20 protein-coding genes and 1 riboswitch are annotated in these 22,641 nt (G+C 36.5%); all 20 genes read right to left on the bottom strand.

Annotated elements, in window-relative coordinates:
* Positions 1–13: 13 nt before the first annotated feature.
* Positions 14–739: a GntR family transcriptional regulator gene (locus AC1Q8N_RS12495; RefSeq protein WP_000114176.1), complete on the bottom strand. Its 726-nt coding sequence runs from the start codon at positions 737–739 to the stop codon at positions 14–16.
* Positions 740–972: 233 nt separating this feature from the next.
* Positions 973–1,074: riboswitch (purine riboswitch) on the bottom strand.
* 203 nt (positions 1,075–1,277) lie between these two features.
* Positions 1,278–3,662 (bottom strand): DNA translocase FtsK, encoded by a 2,385-nt coding sequence (locus tag AC1Q8N_RS12490; protein ID WP_098047848.1) that lies wholly within the window; start codon positions 3,660–3,662, stop codon positions 1,278–1,280.
* Positions 3,663–3,873: 211 nt separating this feature from the next.
* Positions 3,874–4,077 carry a YlzJ-like family protein gene (locus AC1Q8N_RS12485; protein ID WP_000605020.1) on the bottom strand — a complete coding sequence of 68 codons (204 nt, stop codon included), beginning with the start codon at positions 4,075–4,077 and terminating at the stop codon, positions 3,874–3,876.
* Positions 4,074–4,823, bottom strand: coding sequence for a translocation-enhancing protein TepA (tepA, locus tag AC1Q8N_RS12480; RefSeq protein ID WP_000139828.1), 750 nt, complete (start codon positions 4,821–4,823; stop codon positions 4,074–4,076). Before tepA ends, AC1Q8N_RS12485 begins: the two co-directional genes overlap by 4 nt.
* A 104-nt stretch (positions 4,824–4,927) precedes the next feature.
* The gene (locus tag AC1Q8N_RS12475) at positions 4,928–6,598 is read right to left on the bottom strand and encodes a ribonuclease J (protein WP_000823079.1); all 1,671 of its coding nucleotides are present in this window, start codon (positions 6,596–6,598) and stop codon (positions 4,928–4,930) included.
* A gap of 758 nt (positions 6,599–7,356) precedes the next feature.
* A complete protein-coding gene (gene dapA / locus AC1Q8N_RS12470; protein WP_088321353.1) occupies positions 7,357–8,235 on the bottom strand; it encodes a 4-hydroxy-tetrahydrodipicolinate synthase in 879 nt (292 codons plus the stop codon).
* A gap of 11 nt (positions 8,236–8,246) precedes the next feature.
* Complete coding sequence (gene dapG, locus AC1Q8N_RS12465) at positions 8,247–9,479, bottom strand: aspartate kinase (RefSeq protein WP_000692477.1); 1,233 nt, start codon at positions 9,477–9,479, stop codon at positions 8,247–8,249.
* Positions 9,480–9,502: 23 nt separating this feature from the next.
* Positions 9,503–10,549, bottom strand: coding sequence for an aspartate-semialdehyde dehydrogenase (gene asd / locus AC1Q8N_RS12460; protein WP_000414854.1), 1,047 nt, complete (start codon positions 10,547–10,549; stop codon positions 9,503–9,505).
* Positions 10,550–10,699: 150 nt separating this feature from the next.
* Positions 10,700–11,299, bottom strand: a complete 600-nt coding sequence (gene dpaB / locus AC1Q8N_RS12455) for a dipicolinate synthase subunit B (protein WP_001049480.1) — start codon at positions 11,297–11,299, stop codon at positions 10,700–10,702.
* Positions 11,296–12,198 (bottom strand): dipicolinic acid synthetase subunit A, encoded by a 903-nt coding sequence (gene dpaA / locus AC1Q8N_RS12450; RefSeq protein WP_000954740.1) that lies wholly within the window; start codon positions 12,196–12,198, stop codon positions 11,296–11,298. Before dpaA ends, dpaB begins: the two co-directional genes overlap by 4 nt.
* Before the next feature lie 273 nt (positions 12,199–12,471).
* Complete coding sequence (locus AC1Q8N_RS12445) at positions 12,472–12,723, bottom strand: YlmC/YmxH family sporulation protein (RefSeq protein ID WP_048545981.1); 252 nt, start codon at positions 12,721–12,723, stop codon at positions 12,472–12,474.
* A 129-nt stretch (positions 12,724–12,852) separates the two neighbouring features.
* Entirely contained in the window at positions 12,853–14,094 is a 1,242-nt protein-coding gene (locus AC1Q8N_RS12440; RefSeq protein WP_000593006.1) for a M16 family metallopeptidase, read from the bottom strand.
* A gap of 86 nt (positions 14,095–14,180) precedes the next feature.
* Entirely contained in the window at positions 14,181–15,080 is a 900-nt protein-coding gene (locus tag AC1Q8N_RS12435) for a polysaccharide deacetylase family protein (protein ID WP_098079068.1), read from the bottom strand.
* A 152-nt stretch (positions 15,081–15,232) separates the two neighbouring features.
* Positions 15,233–17,371: a polyribonucleotide nucleotidyltransferase gene (gene pnp, locus AC1Q8N_RS12430; RefSeq protein WP_046957398.1), complete on the bottom strand. Its 2,139-nt coding sequence runs from the start codon at positions 17,369–17,371 to the stop codon at positions 15,233–15,235.
* Positions 17,372–17,531: 160 nt separating this feature from the next.
* Positions 17,532–17,801 (bottom strand): 30S ribosomal protein S15, encoded by a 270-nt coding sequence (gene rpsO / locus AC1Q8N_RS12425; protein WP_001229392.1) that lies wholly within the window; start codon positions 17,799–17,801, stop codon positions 17,532–17,534.
* A 100-nt stretch (positions 17,802–17,901) separates the two neighbouring features.
* Positions 17,902–18,873, bottom strand: coding sequence for a bifunctional riboflavin kinase/FAD synthetase (ribF, locus tag AC1Q8N_RS12420; protein WP_098642747.1), 972 nt, complete (start codon positions 18,871–18,873; stop codon positions 17,902–17,904).
* Between the two features lie 43 nt (positions 18,874–18,916).
* The gene (gene truB / locus AC1Q8N_RS12415; RefSeq protein WP_048545987.1) at positions 18,917–19,840 is read right to left on the bottom strand and encodes a tRNA pseudouridine(55) synthase TruB; all 924 of its coding nucleotides are present in this window, start codon (positions 19,838–19,840) and stop codon (positions 18,917–18,919) included.
* Positions 19,841–19,926: 86 nt separating this feature from the next.
* Positions 19,927–20,283 carry a 30S ribosome-binding factor RbfA gene (gene rbfA / locus AC1Q8N_RS12410; RefSeq protein ID WP_000776445.1) on the bottom strand — a complete coding sequence of 119 codons (357 nt, stop codon included), beginning with the start codon at positions 20,281–20,283 and terminating at the stop codon, positions 19,927–19,929.
* Positions 20,284–20,298: 15 nt separating this feature from the next.
* Positions 20,299–20,580 (bottom strand): DUF503 domain-containing protein, encoded by a 282-nt coding sequence (locus AC1Q8N_RS12405; RefSeq protein ID WP_000582364.1) that lies wholly within the window; start codon positions 20,578–20,580, stop codon positions 20,299–20,301.
* A complete protein-coding gene (gene infB / locus AC1Q8N_RS12400; protein ID WP_000036353.1) occupies positions 20,577–22,637 on the bottom strand; it encodes a translation initiation factor IF-2 in 2,061 nt (686 codons plus the stop codon). The genes AC1Q8N_RS12405 and infB overlap by 4 nt, the downstream gene beginning before the upstream one ends.
* Positions 22,638–22,641 lie beyond the last annotated feature (4 nt).

Here is a 22,641-nt window from a genome sequence, read left to right as displayed (position 1 = left end):
AAATGGAACTTACCTACATACGTTTTCTTAATACGTGGAAGCTAAACTTATCAGCTCTAAAGTAATTGATAGAATATAAGATTGGCTCATCATTTTGATCATAGTGCATTTGTTTTAAAACTAGCAGTGCCGTTTCCGGTTCACATTCTAAAATCGGTGAGATTTTCGGATGATAGCCAATTGGCTCAATGTGCGCAACTGCGTATGTGATACGTTTGTGCGTATTGTTATGTATCACTGTAAGCAATGATTCTTCGTTGTATCCCGATAAATCTGGCAAGATTTCTTTTGCAAGTTTATCGATACAATATACAACAGGTTCCCCATCTGCTGTACGCACACGCTCAATCATTACGGCATTAAAACCGTCTTCACTATTAAACTTCTCTTTTTCTTCTTCTGTTAAACTTGTTGTAGATGATGATAAAAAGATAGTTCCTGGTGTTTTCCCCACACTAGAAATCATATCTGTAATACTAGAAAGTTGTTCAATCCCAGAAGAAAATAACGGCTTTGCATTTACAAATGTTCCTACACCATGTCTACGAATGACAACATTTTCTTCTTCTAAAATACGCAGCGCTTCCCTTAAAGTCGCCCTACTTACACCAAGTTCTTTCGCTAAATCAAACTCTGATGGTAACTTCTGTCTTTCTTTGTAAGCTCCATCTTTAATTTTTTCTTTGATGTGATCAATCACCCGTAAATATAGGTGACGACTATCGGATTTTACTGACATAAGACTCCCCCGCATTTCAATTATTCGACCTCTGATGTAAGACTTCTTTTCTCTTTTTTCAACTTACAACATAATAAAAATTGCTAAATACTAAAAATAAGCTTAATTGTCGAATAAATATTAATAATTTTTCAAGATGAAATTTTCACTCTTTACTGCATAAAAAAAACTTCGCACCATAAACATTCCTCATTTCGAGAAAAAGTTCGGCACAAAGATCTCTTACATCCTTTGTTACACACTTTTCCCCTCATAGTCCAGCAATTCATGGTTGCTGGGTAGAAACTTATGGACCTTATCTCCAAGATTATATGAGGCAGTGATTCTTTTCGAAGTAATCTTACCACTTGCTCCCATACGTGTCAACAAAATTTAACATTTTTCTACATTAAATATCGAACATTTATTAAAAACATAATCAAAGTATTCGTATTCTAAAGAACCTCTTCAAATGTAAGCCCTTTCTTAATCACTGAATATAGTATATAACAAAAATGGCATATAAAAAAGCCTAATTGTAAAAACAATTAGGCTTTTTTTATGAACTTTTTTCTTGTACATCATTAATGAGCACTTCTCGCGGTTTACTACCTTCATACGGACCTACTACACCATTCATTTCCATTGCATCAATTAAACGGGCAGCTCGCGTATAACCTACTCTAAACCTACGTTGCAACATAGAAACAGATGCTGTTTGCATTTCCACTACAAGCTGAACTGCTTCATCATATAATTCATCTTCTACTTCCTGCTTCGTATCAGGAACATCTTGTGGAATCATATCTTCTTGATATTGCGCTTTTTGCTGACCAATAACATACTCTACAACTCTCTCAACTTCATCATCGGATAAAAATGCCCCTTGTACACGTACAGGCTTCGATGCACCAATTGGTATAAACAGCATATCTCCACGACCTAGCAGTTTCTCTGCACCACCACCGTCAAGAATTGTACGAGAGTCCGTTTGAGACGATACCGCGAATGCAATACGTGATGGAATATTCGCTTTAATAACTCCCGTAATAACATCAACCGATGGACGCTGCGTCGCAATAATTAAATGAATACCAGCCGCACGAGCCATTTGTGCTAAACGCATAATCGCATCCTCTACATCTGATGAAGCAACCATCATTAAATCGGCTAACTCGTCCACTATTACTACAATATAAGGTAATTCCGGTTGTTTCGCTTCTGATTGACTATTATGTTCTTTAATATGATCATTATATCCTTCAATGTTACGCGTGCCACTATGAGCAAATAATTCATAACGTCGTTCCATTTCACTCACGACTTTTTTCAAAGCTTGTGATGCTTTTTTCGGATCAGTTACAACTGGTGTTAATAAATGCGGAACACCGTTATATACATTTAACTCTACCATTTTCGGATCAATCATCATTAATTTTACTTCATGTGGTTTTGCACGCATTAAAATACTAACAATAATACCATTAATACATACACTTTTCCCGCTACCTGTCGCACCAGCTACTAGTAAATGGGGCATTTTATTTAAACGGGCTAATACAGCTTCACCTGTAATATCTCGTCCAAGACCAATTAACAACTTCTCTTCCGGATGATTATTAGCCTTAGAATCAAGAACTTCTCTTAGCGTTACCATAGATACTTCTGAGTTCGGAACTTCAATCCCTACAGCTGATTTCCCGGGAATAGGTGCTTCAATACGAATGTCTTTTGCAGCTAAAGCAAGTGCTAAATCATCACTTAAACTAACAATTTTGCTTACCTTTACTCCCATATCAGGATACACTTCATATTTTGTAACTGCAGGACCTCTATGTACTTTTGTTACTTTCGCTTTCACTCCAAAACTTTGGAATGTACGTTCTAATTTACGAGCATTCTCATAAATTTCTGCATTTTCATTTGTAACTTGCTTATTCTTAGGAAATTTCAATATATCAAGTGCAGGAAGCTTGTAATCTTTATTTTCTACATTTGAAAATTGCATTGGCGGGGCACTTGTTTCCGCCTCTAAAGATTCTACAATCTTTTCTCCACGCTTTTTCTTAGATTCTTCAACAGACGGAGCCTCTTCAATAGACGGTGAAGTTATTAACTCTGCTTCCTGTTCTTCGCTAATTCGTTTATTCTCTTCTTCATTTACAGGATAATTCTCAGTGAAATTCGAAATAATTGGAGGATCAATTGAGATTTCTTCCATCGGCTCAATAGTCTCTTCTTGTTCTGCAGCACGTTTGCTCCTTGTGCTTCTCGTTGTTTTTTTCTTTTCTGTTTGTTCAGCCGTCCTTTTGGATCTCCAATCTTTATAATCCCCTTGCATTACTTCAAATTGACTTCTAAGGATTCTTCCTACAGGGGCAAGTACTTCTCCAATATGCTTATTTGTTATACAAAGTATGCCGAGAATCACTAAAATAATGCCAATGATATAAGCTCCTACTTCGTCAAATAAAAAGTAACACGTCGCGAACATAAGCGCACCAAACATACCACCGCCTAAATGAACGCTATCCGGCCCCTTTTTCATTTCAAGAAAGAAGTTATCTTTCGTACTCACAATAACAGAAGTATTTTGCACTGCTCCATCTTTCGTAAGAAGGTTAAATAATGTAATATGACTAAACATTAATATCGCCAATACTATTAAATAAAAACCAATTAACCGTTTATTTAAAAGGTTCGGCCATCCACGTTTGATTACAAACGAAACCGATAAAGCTATTACACCTAACACACCAATTATGTACCACTCACCAAAGAAGAAGCGAAAAAATAACACAAACGATTTCCCTACAACACCTAGCTGTAAAATCGTAATGATTGAAAGTGCAAAAAGAGTTAAACCGACGATTTCATAATACAAAGTTGGCTTTATCGTGCGTCTTGCTTTTGCCTTCGTCCCTCTTTGCTTTTGTTTTGCCATTTCTTCACCTCGTGTTCTACATGTAAGTAGGGCTTCCTAAAAAAGCACTACTTACATGTCTGTTTTCTCTATTTTTTCAGGTCTTATATCTTCTATTTTTACACTTCTTGTAAATTGTTAAATAAACAGAAGAAAGCAGCCCTCTCATGGCTGCTCAACCGTCTTGTTTTTTATATTATACCATAGCTTCTAAACAAAATCCTTCTTTTTGCTAAAAGGTTATTTTCTGGCCGGGCTCAAACTCTAAGTAGTGTAGCGGATCCGTACTTAACACACGTACAATAGAATAACACCCATGTTCTTCTTCAGAAACCATTAATTCAACACCGTTTATATTTACAACTTTTTGGCTTTCACATTGCGAATAATCAGCTGGATATACAAGTTGCTCTGGCATAATTGTGTATAAAATCATTGTAACATTGTCCCTTCTGCACTATCATCCATGCGAGCATCTATTAATTCATTCAGTTTTCGAATCGCATTCCCAATACCACCGACATCATCTATAAGACCATATTTCACTGCATCGCCACCAATTACATTCGTCCCAATATCTCGCGTCAAATTCCCTTTCGCAAACATAAGTTCTTTAAAACGATCTTCGGTTACTTTCGAATGCTTCGTCACAAATCGAATGACTCTTTCTTGCATTTTATCTAAATACTCAAATGTTTGCGGCACACCTATAACAAGACCTGTTAGACGAATGGGATGAATTGTCATCGTCGCAGTTTCCGCAATAAATGAATAATCCGTAGAGACGGCGATTGGTACACCGATAGAATGCCCTCCGCCCAGAACAAGTGATACCGTTGGCTTTGAAAGCGAAGCTACCATCTCAGAAATTGCTAACCCTGCTTCAACGTCACCTCCGACCGTGTTTAATATTAAAAGCAAACCTTCAATTTTCGGATTTTGTTCTATCGCAACAATTTGCGGAATAATATGCTCATATTTTGTTGTTTTATTTTGCGGCGGCAACTGAACATGACCTTCCACCTGCCCGATGATTGTTAAACAATGAATACTTGACTCATTCATTTGTGGTACATTCGTTTGCCCTAGCTGTTGAATTTTCTCCACTATCGAAGCTTCTTTCCCAGTTTCTTTCGGCTCAGCCTCTTTCCCTTCATTTGTATAACGATCACGTTCTGTCATATCGCATCCCCTTTCACTCGTATATAACTATTATTTCTTAAGTTATAAATTTCATTCGATAGAGTTTAAAAAGAAAAAAAGATCACCCGTAAAGGTGATCTTTTTTATACTTCCATAATAATCGGTAAAATCATAGGTTTTCTCTTTGTCTCTTCGTACAAGAACTGCCCTAATAATTCACGAATATTTTGTTTTAACATAGACCATTCAATTGAATACTCTTTAATCGATTGCTCAACAATCATACGTACAATCTCTGTAGAGCGGTCAATTAACGCTTCTGATTCACGAACATACACAAAACCACGTGAAATGATTTCTGGACCAGAGATAATTTTCTTTTCATCTTTACCAAGTGTTACAACAACTACTAATATTCCATCTTGAGATAACATTTTTCTATCTCGAAGAACGATATTACCAACGTCACCTACACCTAATCCATCAATTAACACATTACCAGCTTGTACTTTGCCAACTAAGTTTGCGTCATCGTCACCAAAAGCAATCACATCACCTTTTTCTACGATAAAGATATTCTCTCTTGCAATACCTACATCTTCAGCTAAATATGCATGTGCTTTTTGCATACGGAACTCACCATGTACGGGTACAAAATATTTCGGTTTCATTAAATTTAACATTAACTTTAATTCTTCTTGGCTACCGTGACCTGAAACGTGAACTTTTCTTTCACCGTAATAAATAACATCAGCTCCAGCTCTAAATAACAAGTCAATAATTTTCGATACAGATATTTCATTACCTGGAATTGGAGAAGCCGCAATAATAACCGTATCGCCTTTACGAATTGAAATTTGTTTATGAGCTTGCTTCGCCATTCTAGAAAGGGCTGCCATCGGTTCACCTTGGCTACCTGTCGTTAAAATAGCTACCTTTTTCTCTGGGAAATTGTCTACTTCTTGTAGTGAAATAACCATACCTTCTGGAACATCTAAATAACCAAGACGTCTTGCGATATCTACCACTTTCACCATACTACGTCCTACAACCGCTACTTTTCGTCCTGTTTCAGCAGCTGCATCAAATACTTGTTGAATACGATGTACATTCGATGCAAATGAAGCAACGATAATACGTCCTTCTGCGCCGTAGAACACTTTAGAAATTTCTACACCAACTTCTTTTTCAGAACCTGTATAGCCTGGACGCTCAGCATTTGTACTATCAGATAATAAGCACAGTACGCCTTCATTTCCGATTTGTGCCATTTTTCCAAGGTCTGCTCCACTATTTCCAATTGGAGTTTGATCGAATTTAAAGTCTCCCGTGTATACGATAGCACCTTTTGATGTATGGAAACAAACACCAACAGAATCTGGAATACTATGTGTCGTTCCAAAGAATGACACCGTTGTAGTATTAAACTCTACTGTTGAATTTGAATCGATTGTTTTTAAGTCTACACGGCCTAACATACCCGCTTCGCCAAGTTTTTCTTGTATAAGTCCTACTGTTAATTTCGTTGCATACACTGGAATTGATAATTTACGAAGTACGTAAACAATTCCACCAATATGATCTTCATGACCGTGAGTAATAAATAAACCTTTTACTCGCTCTTGGTTTTCCACTAAATATGTAATATCAGGAATAACGATATCAATTCCAAACATTTCATCTCCTGGGAACATTAATCCTGCATCTACAATAAAGATTTCAGAATCAATTTCAACACAGTACATGTTTTTCCCGATTTCACCTACTCCACCAAGAGCAAATACTTTAACAGACTCATTCTCTTTTCTCTTCATGTTGTTGCCTGGTTTAAAAATCTTTCAAACACTGATTTCACTAAAATTGCAGAGACACCAGGGGAAACTCTACAACCACCATATATTCACCGTCCAAGACGAATGTCCTTACCGTTATGCGATATCATGTCCTTGTTTATTTTTTAAACCAGGTTTCACCTCTCTTTCATTATATAAATCAAATATCTTATTCGATATGATATGAAAATGTAATCAAATTATAATTTTTACCAATTTTGCTAAGCATACCCGTACTAAGCTACTTAGCCATATTATACCTGATACAAGAAATAGAACACAAGTTAAATCGTGCGAAAGAGAAAGTAAAAGAACGGAATTACAACAAAAGTATCGAACGTATTTCCTTTATATTTACTCCGATTTTATACTCCATATTATTTTGAAGAAATAGGCATAAATACGCTAAATTTATTTCATTATATTGATTTTCAAGACTTATTTTTCTAGAATCGAACAAAAACACTTATAAAATGAAGCTTTTTTATGAATCACGTCACATTTGAGACAATTCCTCTGAAAAACAGAATCGATAGTTTATTACGTTTATACAAATGTTTATTCTATAATAACTGTGTTTTTTTGATTCATTTAAAGGGGTACAATTATTTTCTTGTACATGTTGCAATACATAATGAAAAAGCGATCAAACACATGGAGTAATATGGTAGGTTAAAAAGAGCGGCAAAGATTTTCATACCATAAAAAAATGACCTAGTTCTACACTAGGTCATTTTTTATTAACGAGGGATAGATTGCATAACAGATTGTAACGTTACTCTTTCTTCTTCTGTTAATGGAAGAAGTGGTAAACGTACAGAACCTACATCTAACCCAACCATTTGTAACGCTGTTTTTACTGGCGTCGGGCTTGGCGCCATAAATAATGAATCCGTTACTCTTACAAGTAATTGATGTAATTTTTGCGCCTTTTTAAATTCTCCTGCTTGGAATGCTGCAATCATTTCTTGCATTTCATTTCCAATCACATGAGATGCTACAGAAACGATACCTTTCGCTCCAACTGCCATAGCTGGTAACGTTAAACCATCATCACCGCTGTATACTGCAAAGTCGTCCGCTGTTTTTCCAATGATTTCTGTCATTGTTAACACATCGCCGCCTGCATCTTTAATCGCAACAATGTTTTCTATTTCTGATAAACGAACAACTGTATCAACGGAGATTTGTACAATAGATCGTCCTGGAACGTTATATAGCATAACCGGAAGCGGCGTGCTTTCAGCAATTGCTTTAAAGTGCTGATACATTCCTTCTTGACTCGGTTTGTTATAATACGGTGCTACTAGCATTACTGCATCAACACCAACCTCTGTCGCCTTTTTCGTTAAGTCAATAGAAGCATGCGTATTATTACTACCTGTTCCAGCGATTACGGGCACCCTTTTATCGACAACAGATACGACATGGCGATATAACGCTACTTTTTCTTCTGAAGTTAATGTAGGAGATTCTCCTGTCGTTCCTCCTACCACGATTGCTGTTGTACCGTTATCTATTAAATAATTTACCAATTTCGTTGTCTTCGCAAAATCGATATTTCCGTTTTTATCAAACGGAGTTACCATCGCGGTTGCAATTGTCCCAAAATCTATCATGGTCTCACTCCTTATTGTTCCAGTTGCTTTTCTTTTGAAAGCTCAAACGCACTATGTAATGCATTTACAGCCTCCACTAAATCAGTTTCTTTTACAAGAACCCAAATTGTCGTATGGCTATCTGCCGATTGCAGAATTTGAATACCTTTTTCCGCTAAAGCTGTAACGATTTTCGCAGTAACCCCTGGGTATCCTGCCATTCCAGCTCCTACAATAGATACTTTTGCACAATGCTCTGTCACAATTGGCTCATATCCAAGGTTTTTTAATAATTCAACTGCACGACTTGATACACTATCACTCACCGTATAAGCTACCCCAGTAGGTGAAATGTTAATTAAATCGACACTGATTCCTTCATTCGCCATTTCTTTAAACACATGCTGTTGCAAATCATATGCTGTTTCTTTTGCAAGCACTTTAATTTGCGTCACATTTGATACATGAGCGATACCTGTAACAGGACGTTCTTCTACATCACGACCTTTTGTCGCACCGTCCGATGCTGAAATAAGCGTACCTTCACTATCAGAATACGTAGAACGTACACGAAGTGGTACTTTGGCATGCATCGCAATTTCAACTGCACGTGGATGAACGACTTTTGCACCTTGATATGCCATGTTACAAATTTCATTGTATGTTACCGTTTGAAGATGACGTGCATCTTTTACAATGCGAGGATCCGCAGTCATAACACCTTCTACATCTGTAAAGATATCAATAAATTCAGCATGAAGCGCAACACCTAATGCAGAAGCTGAAGTATCGCTACCTCCGCGTCCAAGTGTTGTCGTATCACCTTTTTTCGTTTGTCCTTGGAATCCTGTAACGACGATTACATCTAGATTTTCTAGCTCTTCATGTATACGATCGCAGTTCATTTCAATAATCTTAGCATTTGTAAAATCATCATTTGTTACAAAACCAGCTTGTGCACCATTTAATGCCGCTGCTTTTATACCGTTCTCATTTAACATGTTAGAGAAGACGATTGCTGAGATTAATTCTCCGCATGATAATAATAAATCTTGCTCACGATTAGAAATGCGAGATTCCTCTTGATTTACAAGACTTAACAAAGTATCAGTTGCATATGGTTCACCTTTACGGCCCATAGCAGATACGACAGTAACTACTTTATAACCCGCATCTAGCGATTTTTTTATATGATGAAGCGCATGCTTACGTCCATTTTCATCACGTACGGATGTGCCACCAAATTTTTGAACAATAATTTTCATATTTTGCACCTTCTCTTAGCCGTTTACACTAATTGTAATTTTACTAAGCGCTCTGCAATTTGAACAGAATTCCATGCAGCGCCTTTTAATAAGTTATCAGATACGACCCAAAGATGGAATCCTTTATCGTTATTTAAATCTTTACGGATTCTTCCAACGAATACTTCGTTTTTACCTACTGCAGTAGCTGGCATTGGATATAACTGCTCTTCTGGATTATCTTGCAGAACGATACCCTCCGCATTTGCAAGTAAGCTCTTGAATTCTTCTACTGTTACGCCTTCTTTTTCTACTTCGATGTAAACAGACTCAGAGTGACCTGATACAACTGGTAAACGTACACATGTTGCCGCTACTTCTAATTCAGGCATATGCATAATTTTTTTCGTTTCATTAATCATTTTCATTTCTTCAAACGTAAATCCATTATCTTGGAATTTATCAATCTGTGGAATCGCGTTGAAAGCAATTTGGAAATGTTTCTTATCACCTGATACAGGTAAAACATTCGCCTTCACTTCTTCACCATTTAAGATTGCTTGTGATTGTTCATGAAGTTCTTCAATCGCTGCCGCACCAGCACCTGATACAGCTTGATATGTGGAAACGATTACTCGTTTTAAACCATATTGCTGACGAACTGGCTCAAGAGCTACTACCATTTGAATTGTAGAACAGTTTGGATTTGCAATAATACCATTATGTTCTTTTAAGTCGTTTTCATTTACTTCAGGTACAACAAGTGGCACGTTTTCTGTCATACGGAATGCACTTGTATTATCAACAACAATCGCACCGCGCTTTGCTGCTTCTGGCGCTAATTGTTTTGATACAGATCCACCAGCACTAAATAGTGCGATATCTACTCCTTCAAAACTTTCAGGAGTTGCCTCTTGAACTGTAAATTCTTCGCCTTTAAATACAAGTTTCTTACCTGCAGATCGTTTAGATGAAAGTAACGTTAACTTCCCGATTGGAAATTCTCGTTTCTCTAAAGTATTTAACATTTGTTCACCAACTGCGCCGGTTGCTCCAACTACAGCGACATGAAAAGTTTTTTGCTTTTCCATCACTATGCCCCTTTCTAGATACCAATCCTTCTATAACTTAGAATTAGAAGGAGTATACAATACCCCTTCTAATCTTAATAACGTTAATTTTATCATATTCTACAGTAAGAATGATGGTTTCATCAAAAATTGTCCGTTTTTTTTCGTTTTTTAATTCATATATCTGAATTTTTCTACGACAACCGGTTGCAATTGCTTCCCTTGCAGCGCTTCTAATACTGTATCTTCCAGCAGCTCCATGCGAGCTACCATTGAGTTTGGTTTTTTCTCTGGTGCATCTTGACCGAATGGGACGAAGTAGATGTTTTTTGTTGCCATTAGGCGCATAAGATTTACTCCATTCAACCCTAAAGCATCATTCGTCGAAACAGCCAATACGACAGGCTTGCCATTTCTTAACGTCGCTTTCGCTGCCATTAGTACTGGAGAGTCTGTCATTGCATTTGCAAATTTACTCATAGAATTTCCTGTTAGTGGTGCAATTACCATACAATCTAGTGGAATTTTAGGTCCTAGTGGTTCTGCGCCAACGATTGAATTAATTGCTTTAAATCCTGTTACTTCTTCAATCTTTTTAATCCACTCTGCTCCTTCTCCAAATCTCGTATTTGTTGATTGAACAGTGTAAGAAACAACGGGGCGTACTTCTGCTCCCTCAGCAATTAATTTTTCTAAATGAGGCATTACTTCTTCGTACGTACAATGTGAACCAGTAAAACCAAACCCTATTCTTTTCCCTTTTAAATTCATTCCCCATTCTCCTTTCTTGCTATTACGTCTTCTGCTAGTAACTGAGAAAGAACGTTCGCTAAAATTTGTCCTGCTGTTTTTGGAGCAACAATACCTGGTAATCCAGGTGCTAACAGCGCTTTGACTCCTCTTTTTTCCGCATATCTAAAGTCGGTACCGCCTGGTTTAGAAGCTAAATCAATTACTAACGTATGAGCCGGCATTTTCGAAATAACATTCGCTGTCACGACGAGATGCGGAATTGTATTAATGACAATATCGATATTTCCTACTTCTTTCTCAATATTTTGCATATGAAAAGGAGAAAACATCATTTCTGTAATACGTGCAATATGTTCCGATCGTCTTGCTCCAACTTTGACATGGGCTCCTAATGATTGAAATGCTCTGGCAACACTCATCCCTGTTCTACCAAATCCTAAAACCATTACATTGGAACCATGAATTGTATAGTCGGTATGTTGAATTACCATCATTAATGTACCTTCTACAGTTGGTATAGAATTGTAGATTGCCACATCATCACGATCAAATAATTTAACAAGTTTGCGGTTTGTAGTAGATACGAGATTTTCCAAGTAAGGCGTACCAATACCTGAATATATAGTAAAGTGTTCTGGTGTATTTTCAATTTGTTCTTTCGTTATAGAAACTTTTTCGTTTGAAAAAATAGTATCTACTTCTCCCTTGGCATTTGTACCTGCAACTGGCAAAATAATTGCATCTACAGAAGTGAAATCTAAATTTTGTATACTTTCTTTTGCTGCCCCTGTGAAGCCATGATCTAACTGATCAAACCCTATCAATGAAAGTTTCGCATCCAATTCAACTAGCTTGCGAATTACTTCTAGCTGTCTTGCATCTCCTCCTATGACAGCAATATGCATCTCAGTCAACATTCCCTAATTCACCTTCTTTTTCTGTCATTTATAAGAAAAGTGCCTACTTTTTCTTTTTCCTCCACATCATATGTAATGTACGAGTTTTAGGTGATTGAAAAACAAAAGCACGTATGATTTATCCCGCTATTTGTATGCAGTTAGACCTCCATCTCAACATTCGACATATGAGAGGACATTATACGGGAAATTGATTTCCGGTAAACGCTCGATTCATGTGAGCTTTTACTCAGAGGAGAATGAACAAAAAAAGATGACCAAAATGGCCACCTTTCACTTCGATTTTGAATGATCCGTAATATCACAAAGGATCATATCGTGCCCTACTTTCTTAATTTGGCTCCACGTGACTCTTACTTCTTGTGGTTCTTTTTTAAAACCTCCCCATTTCCCAGCCGGTATGATAAGAGCCTGTATTTGGCCATCCTTCTCATCAATCTCTAAATCCACATAACCTAAAACCCCCATTTTTTCTGCTCTTTCTAAATTTACGATTTCTTTGCCACTTAATTCACTTAATCGCATACACTCTCCCCCTACCGAATTATGAATTTAAGTTATCTATAATTAGTACCTATTCTGTATATCCAAAAAAAATAACCGTATCTCATTTAAAAGAGATACGGTTATTTTTACATACTTCATATAAAGTAATTATAGTTTTATTCCTTTTGGAAGTTTTCCATCTGGACTAATTAATGCTGCAGAGAATTCATCTGTAAACATGTTACGAATTAACTCATCAACATTTTCTTTTGTTACTGTGTTTACACTTTCAATAATCTCATCAAGTGAACGATGCTTACGAAGTAGCAATTCATTTTTACCATTACGGCTCATACGGCTATTCGTACTTTCTAAACTTAACATTAAGTTTCCTTTTAATTGCTCTTTACTATTAATAAGCTCTTTTTCTGTAATACCTGTATTTTTCAATGTTTCTAATGTTTCTTGCATTGTTTCATACAGTGTATCTAATTGTTGGCTACCTGTTCCACCATACAGCGTTAACATACCTGTATCTTCATAAGAAGAATGGTAAGAAAATACTGAATAGGCTAACCCGCGTTGCTCACGTACTTCTTGGAATAAACGGCTACTCATACTACCGCCTAAAACGTTATTCAATACAATTAAGTTATAAATATCTTCGTGTCCCATTTGTAAGCCTTTATATCCTAAACATAAATGAGCTTGTTCTGTTTCCTTTTTACGTGCTACCTTATTAAAATGGAAAATTGGGCTATGTACTTGTTCACGATTTGTTGTTCCTTCATAACTACCGAAATATTGCTCTACTGTTTGTAAAAAGGCTTCATCAATATTTCCTGCAACTGAAACAACGACATTTTCAGGTGTGTAATGATCCTTGATATATTGGCGTAGCGTATCACCTGTAAACGTATCAAGCGTTTCTTCTGTTCCTAAAATAGGATATCCAAGCGGATGCGTTTCATATGTTGCTTTCGTTAACATATCATGCACAATATCATCTGGAGCATCTTCGTACATTTTAATTTCTTCACATACGACATTCTTCTCTTTTTTCAGTTCTTCCTCATCAAATGTTGAATTAAAGAACATATCTGCTAATACATCTAAAGCATATTTAGCATGCTCATCTAGCACTTTTGCATAATAACAAGTGTATTCTTTTGAAGTAAAAGCATTCACTTGCCCACCAATGCTATCAAATGATTCTGCAATTTCGCGTGCACTACGTGTTTCTGTTCCTTTAAAGAACATATGCTCTAAAAAGTGGGAAACCCCGTTATTTTTTTCATTTTCATTTCTTGATCCCGCATGGATCCAAATACCAATCGCAACCGATCTTACAGTTGGTATATTCTCCATAACAATTCTTACACCATTTTTACAAGTATATTTTTTAATCAAAAACTTTCCTCCTACTGCCAGTTTCTCTAAATAAGTGCTATTATTTAATGATAACAAGTTTAAGGATGAATGTCATGCAAATGTATTTAATCCACACGTTTTTCATCCAGTAATTCTGTTATATTCCCTACTTTATATCCTTGTTCCTTCAATTTTGTAATCATTGTATCTAATGCTTCTGCTGTAGATGACGTTGGATGCATTAATACGATAGCACCTGGATGTATTTTTCTCATCACTCTCTGCAATAGTACATCTGGATCCGGTCGCTTCCAATCAATTGTATCTACAGTCCACATAATCGTTCCCATTTGGAAATCATCTGCAATTTTCACGACTTCATCCCGAAAACTTCCACTCGGCGGAGCAAACCATCTTACCTTTTGATTCGTAGCTGCTTCGATCATTCGATTTGTTTTTTGTAACTGATCTCGGATTTCATCAGAAGATAGCGTTTTCATATTAGGGTGTGTGTAAGAATGATTTCCGACTTCTTGATTTGCATCAACAATCATTTTGGCAAATCGCAAATTTTCCTTCACCCAACGTCCTTCTAAAAAGAAAGTCGCTTTCACATCATGTTTTTTCAATATTTCTAATAGACGAGGCAAATACTCGTTTCCCCACGCCACATTTATTGTTAATCCCACCATCTTTTTATTTGGATGTCCCCTATAAATTGGGGCTGGTGATAAATCTTCTAAGTGGACACTCGGTGATACTTCCTTGAATTCAAGATTTCTTTGATCAAATTTCTTTAGTTTCTTCATATTATTATAGGATGCTTCGATATCAACTTGTCTTCCATTATATCCTGGTGTTGATTTCCATATTTTATCAATCATCGCATTTTGAGGTGCAATCTCATATTGTTTTGCATGTTTTTGAATTTCTTCATATAAGTTATCCTGTGCAAAAACGGAATAAGAGCCTACACTGACATATAAAAAGAATATACATATGTATGCCAATACACGAGCTTTCATATAAACCCTCCCATTAACTATATAAAAACCTTTTTTCTTCTTATCTTTGTTAATTTGAGCGTTATAATGAAAACTATACCTATACTGACATAAAAATATATGTAAATCATATTTTTTACATAACAAAAAAAGCCAGTTTAACTGGCTTTTACTTATTGCTGCTCTTGTTTGTTTTCTTCTTTAGCAGCTTCTTTTTCTTGCTCTTCTTTTAGCAATACTTTTCTAGATAGATTCACGCGACCTTGCTTGTCAATCTCGATAACTTTAACTGTAATTACATCACCGATTTTCACAACGTCTTCTACTTTACCTACACGCTCAAGTGCAAGTTCAGAAATGTGAACTAATCCGTCTTTACCGCTGAATAATTCAACGAAAGCACCGAATTTCTCAACACGTTTCACTTTTCCTTCGTAGATTTCACCTACTTGTACTTCGCGAACGATATCTTCGATAATTTTCTTAGCTTTGTCATTCATTTCTTGATTTATTGAAGAAATGAATACTGTACCATCTTGCTCGATGTCAATTTTAACGCCAGTTTCTTCAATAATTTTATTGATTTGTTTACCGCTCGGCCCAATAACGTCACGGATTTTATCTGGGTTAATTGTCATTGTAATAATCTTTGGAGCATAAGCTGATAATTCAGTACGTGGCTCTGCAATAACAGATAACATATGATTTAGAATGTGCACACGACCAACTTTTGCTTGTTGTAATGCCTCTTCTAAAATTTCACGAGATAAACCATCGATTTTAATGTCCATTTGCAGTGCAGTTACACCTTTTGCTGTACCTGCTACTTTAAAGTCCATATCACCTAAATGATCTTCCATACCTTGAATATCAGATAAAATTGTGTAATGCTCACCAGTTTTAACTAGCCCCATTGCAATACCTGCAACTGGAGCTTTAAGCGGAACACCAGCATCCATCATTGCTAAAGTACTACCACAAATACTTGCTTGTGAAGTAGAACCATTTGATTCTAAAACTTCAGATACAAGACGTACTGTATATGGGAAATCTTTTTCAGATGGAATTACAGGCTCAAGAGCACGTTCTCCTAGTGCACCGTGACCAATTTCACGACGACCTGGTCCACGCATCGGTCTTGTTTCACCAACACTAAATGATGGGAAATTGTAATGGTGCATAAAACGTTTTGATTCTTCTACACCAAGACCATCTAAAATTTGTACATCGCCTAATGCACCTAATGTACAAATACTTAATGCTTGTGTTTGTCCACGTGTGAATAAACCAGAACCGTGTGTACGAGATAAAATACCAACCTCTGATGCTAATGGACGGATTTCGTCACCTTTACGGCCATCTGGGCGGATTTTTTCAACTGTAATAAGACGACGTACTTCTTCTTTTACAATTTTATATAAAATCTCACTTACTTGTCCTAATGTATCAGCGTCAGCTTCCTGCGCTTCGTAATGCTCAATTACACGCTTTTTCACTTCGTTAATTGCATCTTCACGTGCATGTTTCTCATGTACTTGAATTGCAGAATGCATATCCTTCTCAGACATTTCACGTACAGCTTGATTAAGATCAGCGTCAACTTCATAAAGTTTCACTTCTGATTTCTCTTTACCTACAGCTTGTACAATCTCTTCTTGGAATGCAATTAGACGTTTAATTTCGTCATGTCCAAACATAATTGCTTCTAACATTGTTTCTTCAGGCACTTGATCTGCTCCTGCTTCAACCATGTTAATTGCATCTTTCGTACCAGCTACAACAAGGTGAATATCACTTTGTTCTTGCTGTTCTACTGTTGGATTAATAACGAATTCGCCGTTAATACGACCAACTGTTGCACCCGCGATTGGGCCTTCAAATGGAATATCTGAAATCGATAACGCTAATGAAGAACCAAGCATAGCTGCCATTTCAGAAGAACAATCTTGATCAACACTCATTACTATGCTGACAACTTGTACTTCGTTACGGAAACCATCTGCGAAAAGCGGACGAATTGGACGGTCGATTAAACGACTTGCCAGAATTGCTTTTTCACTCGGACGACCTTCACGTTTAATGAAACCGCCAGGAATTTTTCCGACTGCATATAAACGCTCTTCATAATTTACTGTAAGTGGGAAGAAATCTACATTTTTTGGTTCTTTTGATGCAGTTGCTGTAGATAGAACCGCTGTATCGCCATATCTTACTAATACTGCTCCGTTCGCTTGCTTCGCAAGCTGACTTGTTTCAACTGTTAGCTGACGACCAGCTAAATCTATCGAGAAGACTTGCTTTTCTTGACTCATTTAAGTACCCCTCTCAATTTAAAGTATTCAATTCTTCTATGTAAATGGATAGTATATCACAATATTCTACCTCTAGTATTACCGAAAATGAGGTAAGCTATAAAGGGTAGAAGATATATTTTTACCTAACAAAAAAGCGGGAATATTCCCGCTTCTTTGACTATCGACGTAAGCCAAGCTTTGTGATTAATTCACGGTAACGTGTGATATCGCTATTACGAAGGTAAGTTAGTAAGTTACGACGTTTACCAACCATCTTTAATAGACCACGACGTGAATGATGATCTTTCTTGTGAGTACGTAAGTGCTCGTTTAGAGTGTTAATTTGCTCCGTTAGGACAGCAATTTGAACCTCTGGAGAACCAGTATCAGTCTCATGAGTTCTAAATTGTGCAATGATTTCATTTTTACGCTCTTGTGTTAAAGCCATCCTATTTCACCTCCTATTAATTAAACCCCCAATTACCTAGCAAGCGTCGGTGAGTCGCAATGCCAAGCAATGGTTGTCATAAAGTACATAACATAGAATACTACTTTTCATTTGAAAAAGCAAGTATATTCTTTTCGTTCGCAAAATATACTTGTGCTATTTTCTTATCTTTTGCAATTTGTTCAACTAACTCATCGATGCCATTGAATTTCTTTTCTTCTCTTATACGCATATGCCACTCTACTGTAACATTTTGATCATATATGTCTTTGTTAAATTCAAATAAGTGCACTTCAATAGATAATTGACGCTCATCTTCTTTAAAAGTTGGTTTATATCCAATATTACATACACCATCGTACCATTCATCTTGAACTTTTAATCTCACTGCATAAACACCTACAGGTGGTAATAGATACTCATCACTTAAACCTATATTAGCTGTGGGAAAACCAATTTGACGTCCACGCTTATCACCGTGTACAACCGTTCCTCCTACTGTATATGCTCTACCTAAAATAGATGGAATTTGTTCCATTTCGCCATTTCGAATTAACTTTCGTAATGCTGTAGAACTTACTTTCTCTTCTTGAAATTCAACTTTTTCAATCACAGTCTGTGTAAACTCCCCTCTTGCATGAAATGGTAAAGTCTCCATCTTTCCTTTTCCTAAACGTCCATATGAATAATCAAACCCTGCTACTACATGCTTTACATTCAAACGAATAATATAATCATCTACAAATTGTTGTGGCAATAAGCCTGCAAACGATTCATCAAATTTAATAACATATAATATATCGATCCCTAAGTTTTCGATTATTTTTTCTTTATCACACATTGGTGTAATATACTCCGCATGCGCTTCCTTTTTTCCTAAAACAACAGATGGGTGCGGATAAAATGTCATAACTGCACTTTTATATCCTCGTTCATCAGCTATTTGTTTCGCAGTTCGAATCACACATTGATGTCCTAAATGAATGCCATCAAAAAATCCTAATGCCATTACAGTAGGTGGTAATTCTAATTTATTTTGTTCATGTGGATGAGTTAAATGAATAAGTTTCACGCTTGAATTCACCTTTTTCTGTAATAATCCTTCCAATAATTCATTATAGCTTTAGTTCTTGATTATTCACAAGTACTTTCATCGGCTTTAGCATACCAGGGTGTTTTGGATGGTGCTCATAAATTGCAAGGCAACGATTATTTGTATCAAACACTGTTATAAATGGCGCCGTTATTTGCAATTCATTTTTTAAGAACATACCATTCTTTATTTTCTCTGCTTGCTTTTCATCTACAACCATTTTCGGAAACTTACTTAATGCTTCATCAATTGAAATGAAGATAGACTCTACTGTTCCATTTTGCACGTTTTCTTCAATTTCTTCAAATGATATGCAATCTTCTAATAAAAACTCACCAGAAGCTGTTCTTACAAGGTGAGACATATGTGATGGGAAACCAAGTTTTTCACCAATCATTACTGCTAACGTTCTTACATATGTCCCTTTACTACACGTTACACGGAAACGGAATGAAATATTTTCCCCCTCAAACACTTCACGGTCATCTAGTAATACAAATTCATGAATTGTAATTGTACGAACTGGACGTTCAACTTCTTGTCCTGCTCTTGCATATTCATATAATTTTTTTCCGTTAACTTTTACAGCTGAAAACATCGGAGGCATTTGTTCAATCGTACCTGTTAATGCAGCAAGAGCCCCTTCTACTTCCTTACGAGTAATAACACGATCTACATTTTTCGTTTCAACAACTTCACCAGAAGCATCTTCAGTTGTCGTTGAAAATCCAAGCGTTACTTCACCTTCATATGTTTTCGTCTCACTTGTTAAAAATTGTGCAATCTTCGTTGCTCGTCCTACACAAATAGGTAATACTCCTGTTACATCTGGATCTAATGTTCCTGTATGACCAATTCGTTTCTCACGCAATATCTTTCTTAATTTAAATACACAATCATGTGATGTCATGCCTTTTGGCTTATGTAATAATACTACACCTTCCATATATGTTCACCTCATCATAATTCTTTCATAGTAATTATCTAAAATTAATTTTGCATTGAAAAAATGGATAGACAAATGTCTATCCATTATTCTTCACGTTTACCGTCTTTATTAATTTGATGTAAAAGTGTATCAATTCGATGACCATATCCGATAGACTCATCAAACTCAAAGGAAATTTCCGGTGTTTTACGAAGACGAATACGCTGGCCAATTTCTGAACGAATGAAACCTTTTGCCTTCGCTAAACCTTTTAATGTACTTTCTTTCTGTTCCTCATCACCTAAAACAGAAATATATACTGTAGCAATTTGTAAATCTCCACTCACTTGTACATCTGTTACTGTAACAAATCCAACACGTGGATCTTTAATTTTACGACTGATGATGTCGCCTAATTCTTTTTTCATTTGCTCGCCTACACGGTTTGCACGTAATTTCATAACTCTTCACCTCATTCAATACCATTCCAATTGCGTTATTGTACGTTCAATTTCAGGAAATGAATCGATATACTCGAGTACACGATTCATTTCTTTTTCACAAATAACACGATTAGAGGATACAGAAACAATTGCAATTTCTGTACGTTGCCATACATCTTGATGCCCTACTTCTGAAACAGCTACATTATAACGCTGCTTCACACGAGTTAGCACCCGTTGCAAAATTGCTCGTTTCTCTTTTAAAGAATGCACATCGTAAATCATACACTCGAATGAGAGTGAAGCGATAATCATCGCTTCACTTCTTCCATAATGTACGCTTCAATGATGTCCCCTTCTTTAAGATCATTATATCTCTCGATTGTAATACCACACTCATAGTTTTGTGCAACTTCTTTTACGTCATCTTTGAAACGTTTTAACGTATCAAGTTGTCCTTCGAAAATTACTACGCCATCACGGATAATACGCACGCCACTATCACGTGTAATTTTACCGTCAATTACGTAACAACCTGCGATTGTTCCAACTTTTGTTACTTTGAATGTTTGGCGTACTTCCGCTTGACCGATTACTTTTTCTTCGAATTCTGGATCCAGCATACCTTGCATTGCTGATTCGATTTCTTCGATTACTTTATAGATAATACGGTGTAAACGAACATCAACATTCTCTAATTCAGCTGTACGCTTCGCATTCACGTCAGGGCGTACGTTAAATCCAATTACAATTGCATTAGATGCAGAAGCTAAAATAACATCAGATTCTGTAATCGCACCTACGCCTGTATGGATAATTTTAACTTTAACACCTTCAACATCAATTTTACGAAGTGACGCTGCCATTGCTTCTACAGAACCTTGTACGTCTGCTTTCACAATTAAGTTAATTTCTTTTACATCGCCTTCTTGGATTTGTTGGAATAAATCTTCAAGGCTTAATTTAGATTTTTCACCACGCTGAGCAAGTAACGCTTCTTGTGCACGTGATTCACCGATTTGACGAGCTTTCTTCTCATCAGCGAATGCCATGAAACGATCTCCCGCTTGTGGTACTTCGTTTAAACCTGTAATTTCAACAGGAGTTGATGGACCAGCAACTTTTACACGACGACCAATATCACTTACCATTGCACGAACACGTCCGAATGAAGTACCAACAACGATTGGATCTCCAACTCGAAGTGTACCGTTTTGAACAAGTAATGTCGCGATAGTTCCTTTACCTTTATCAAGCTGTGCTTCGATTACAGTACCAGTTGCATAGCGGTTTGGATTTGCTTTATATTCTTCTACTTCACTTACAAGAAGAATCATTTCTAATAAGTTGTCAATTCCTTCACCTTGAATTGCAGAAATTGGTACGAAAATTGTATCTCCGCCCCAAGCTTCTGGAACTAATTCATATTCTGTTAATTCTTGCATTACACGATCAGGATTTGCCGCTGGTTTATCCATTTTATTCACAGCTACAATAATTGGTACTCCAGCAGCTTTCGCATGGCTAATTGCTTCAACTGTTTGTGGCATAACACCGTCATCAGCTGCAACAACAAGGATTGTAATATCCGTTACTTGCGCACCACGAGCACGCATCGTTGTAAATGCCGCGTGACCAGGCGTATCTAAGAATGTAATCTTCTTGTCATTTACTTCAACTTGGTATGCACCAATATGCTGAGTAATTCCACCTGCTTCGCCTGCAGTTACTTTTGAATTACGGATAGAGTCAAGTAAAGTTGTTTTACCATGGTCAACGTGCCCCATAATTGTAACTACAGCTGGACGCTCTTTTAAGTTCTCTTCATCATCTTGCTCATCGATGAATGTTTCAAATTCAGTTTCACTTACAACTACTTCTTCTTCTACTTCAATACCATAATCAGTAGCAATTAACTCAATTGTATCTTTATCTAAGTCTTGGTTAATTGTTGCCATAATTCCAAGCATAAAGAGCTTCTTAATAATTTCAGATGGCTCTTTGCTTAATTTTTTAGCAAGCTCACCTACTGTAAGACTTCCAGAGAAAGTAACTTTATCTGGTGTTTCTACAGTTTGTGTTTGTTGTCTTCCAGCAAAGTTATCTTGACGTTTGTCTTCATTTCCCTTGCCTTTTTTCTTTTTCTTATTGCTGTTCTTTTTACTACGAACAACTTTTTCTTCTACTTCAAACTCATCTGCAACAGAAGGTTTTTCAGTTTGATACGCATTATCTAATTTATTTACTACTTCATCTTCTAACATTGTCATATGATTCGAAACCTCGATATTCATTTCTTTTAGTTTTGTCATAAGATCTTTACTTGAGATATTATGTTGTTTTGCATATTCATGCACTCGAATTTTACTCATACCT

The sequence above is a fragment of the Bacillus sp. GW823-FHT06B01 genome (genome assembly GCF_058952315.1).
This window is presented reverse-complemented; position numbering and strand designations above follow the sequence as displayed.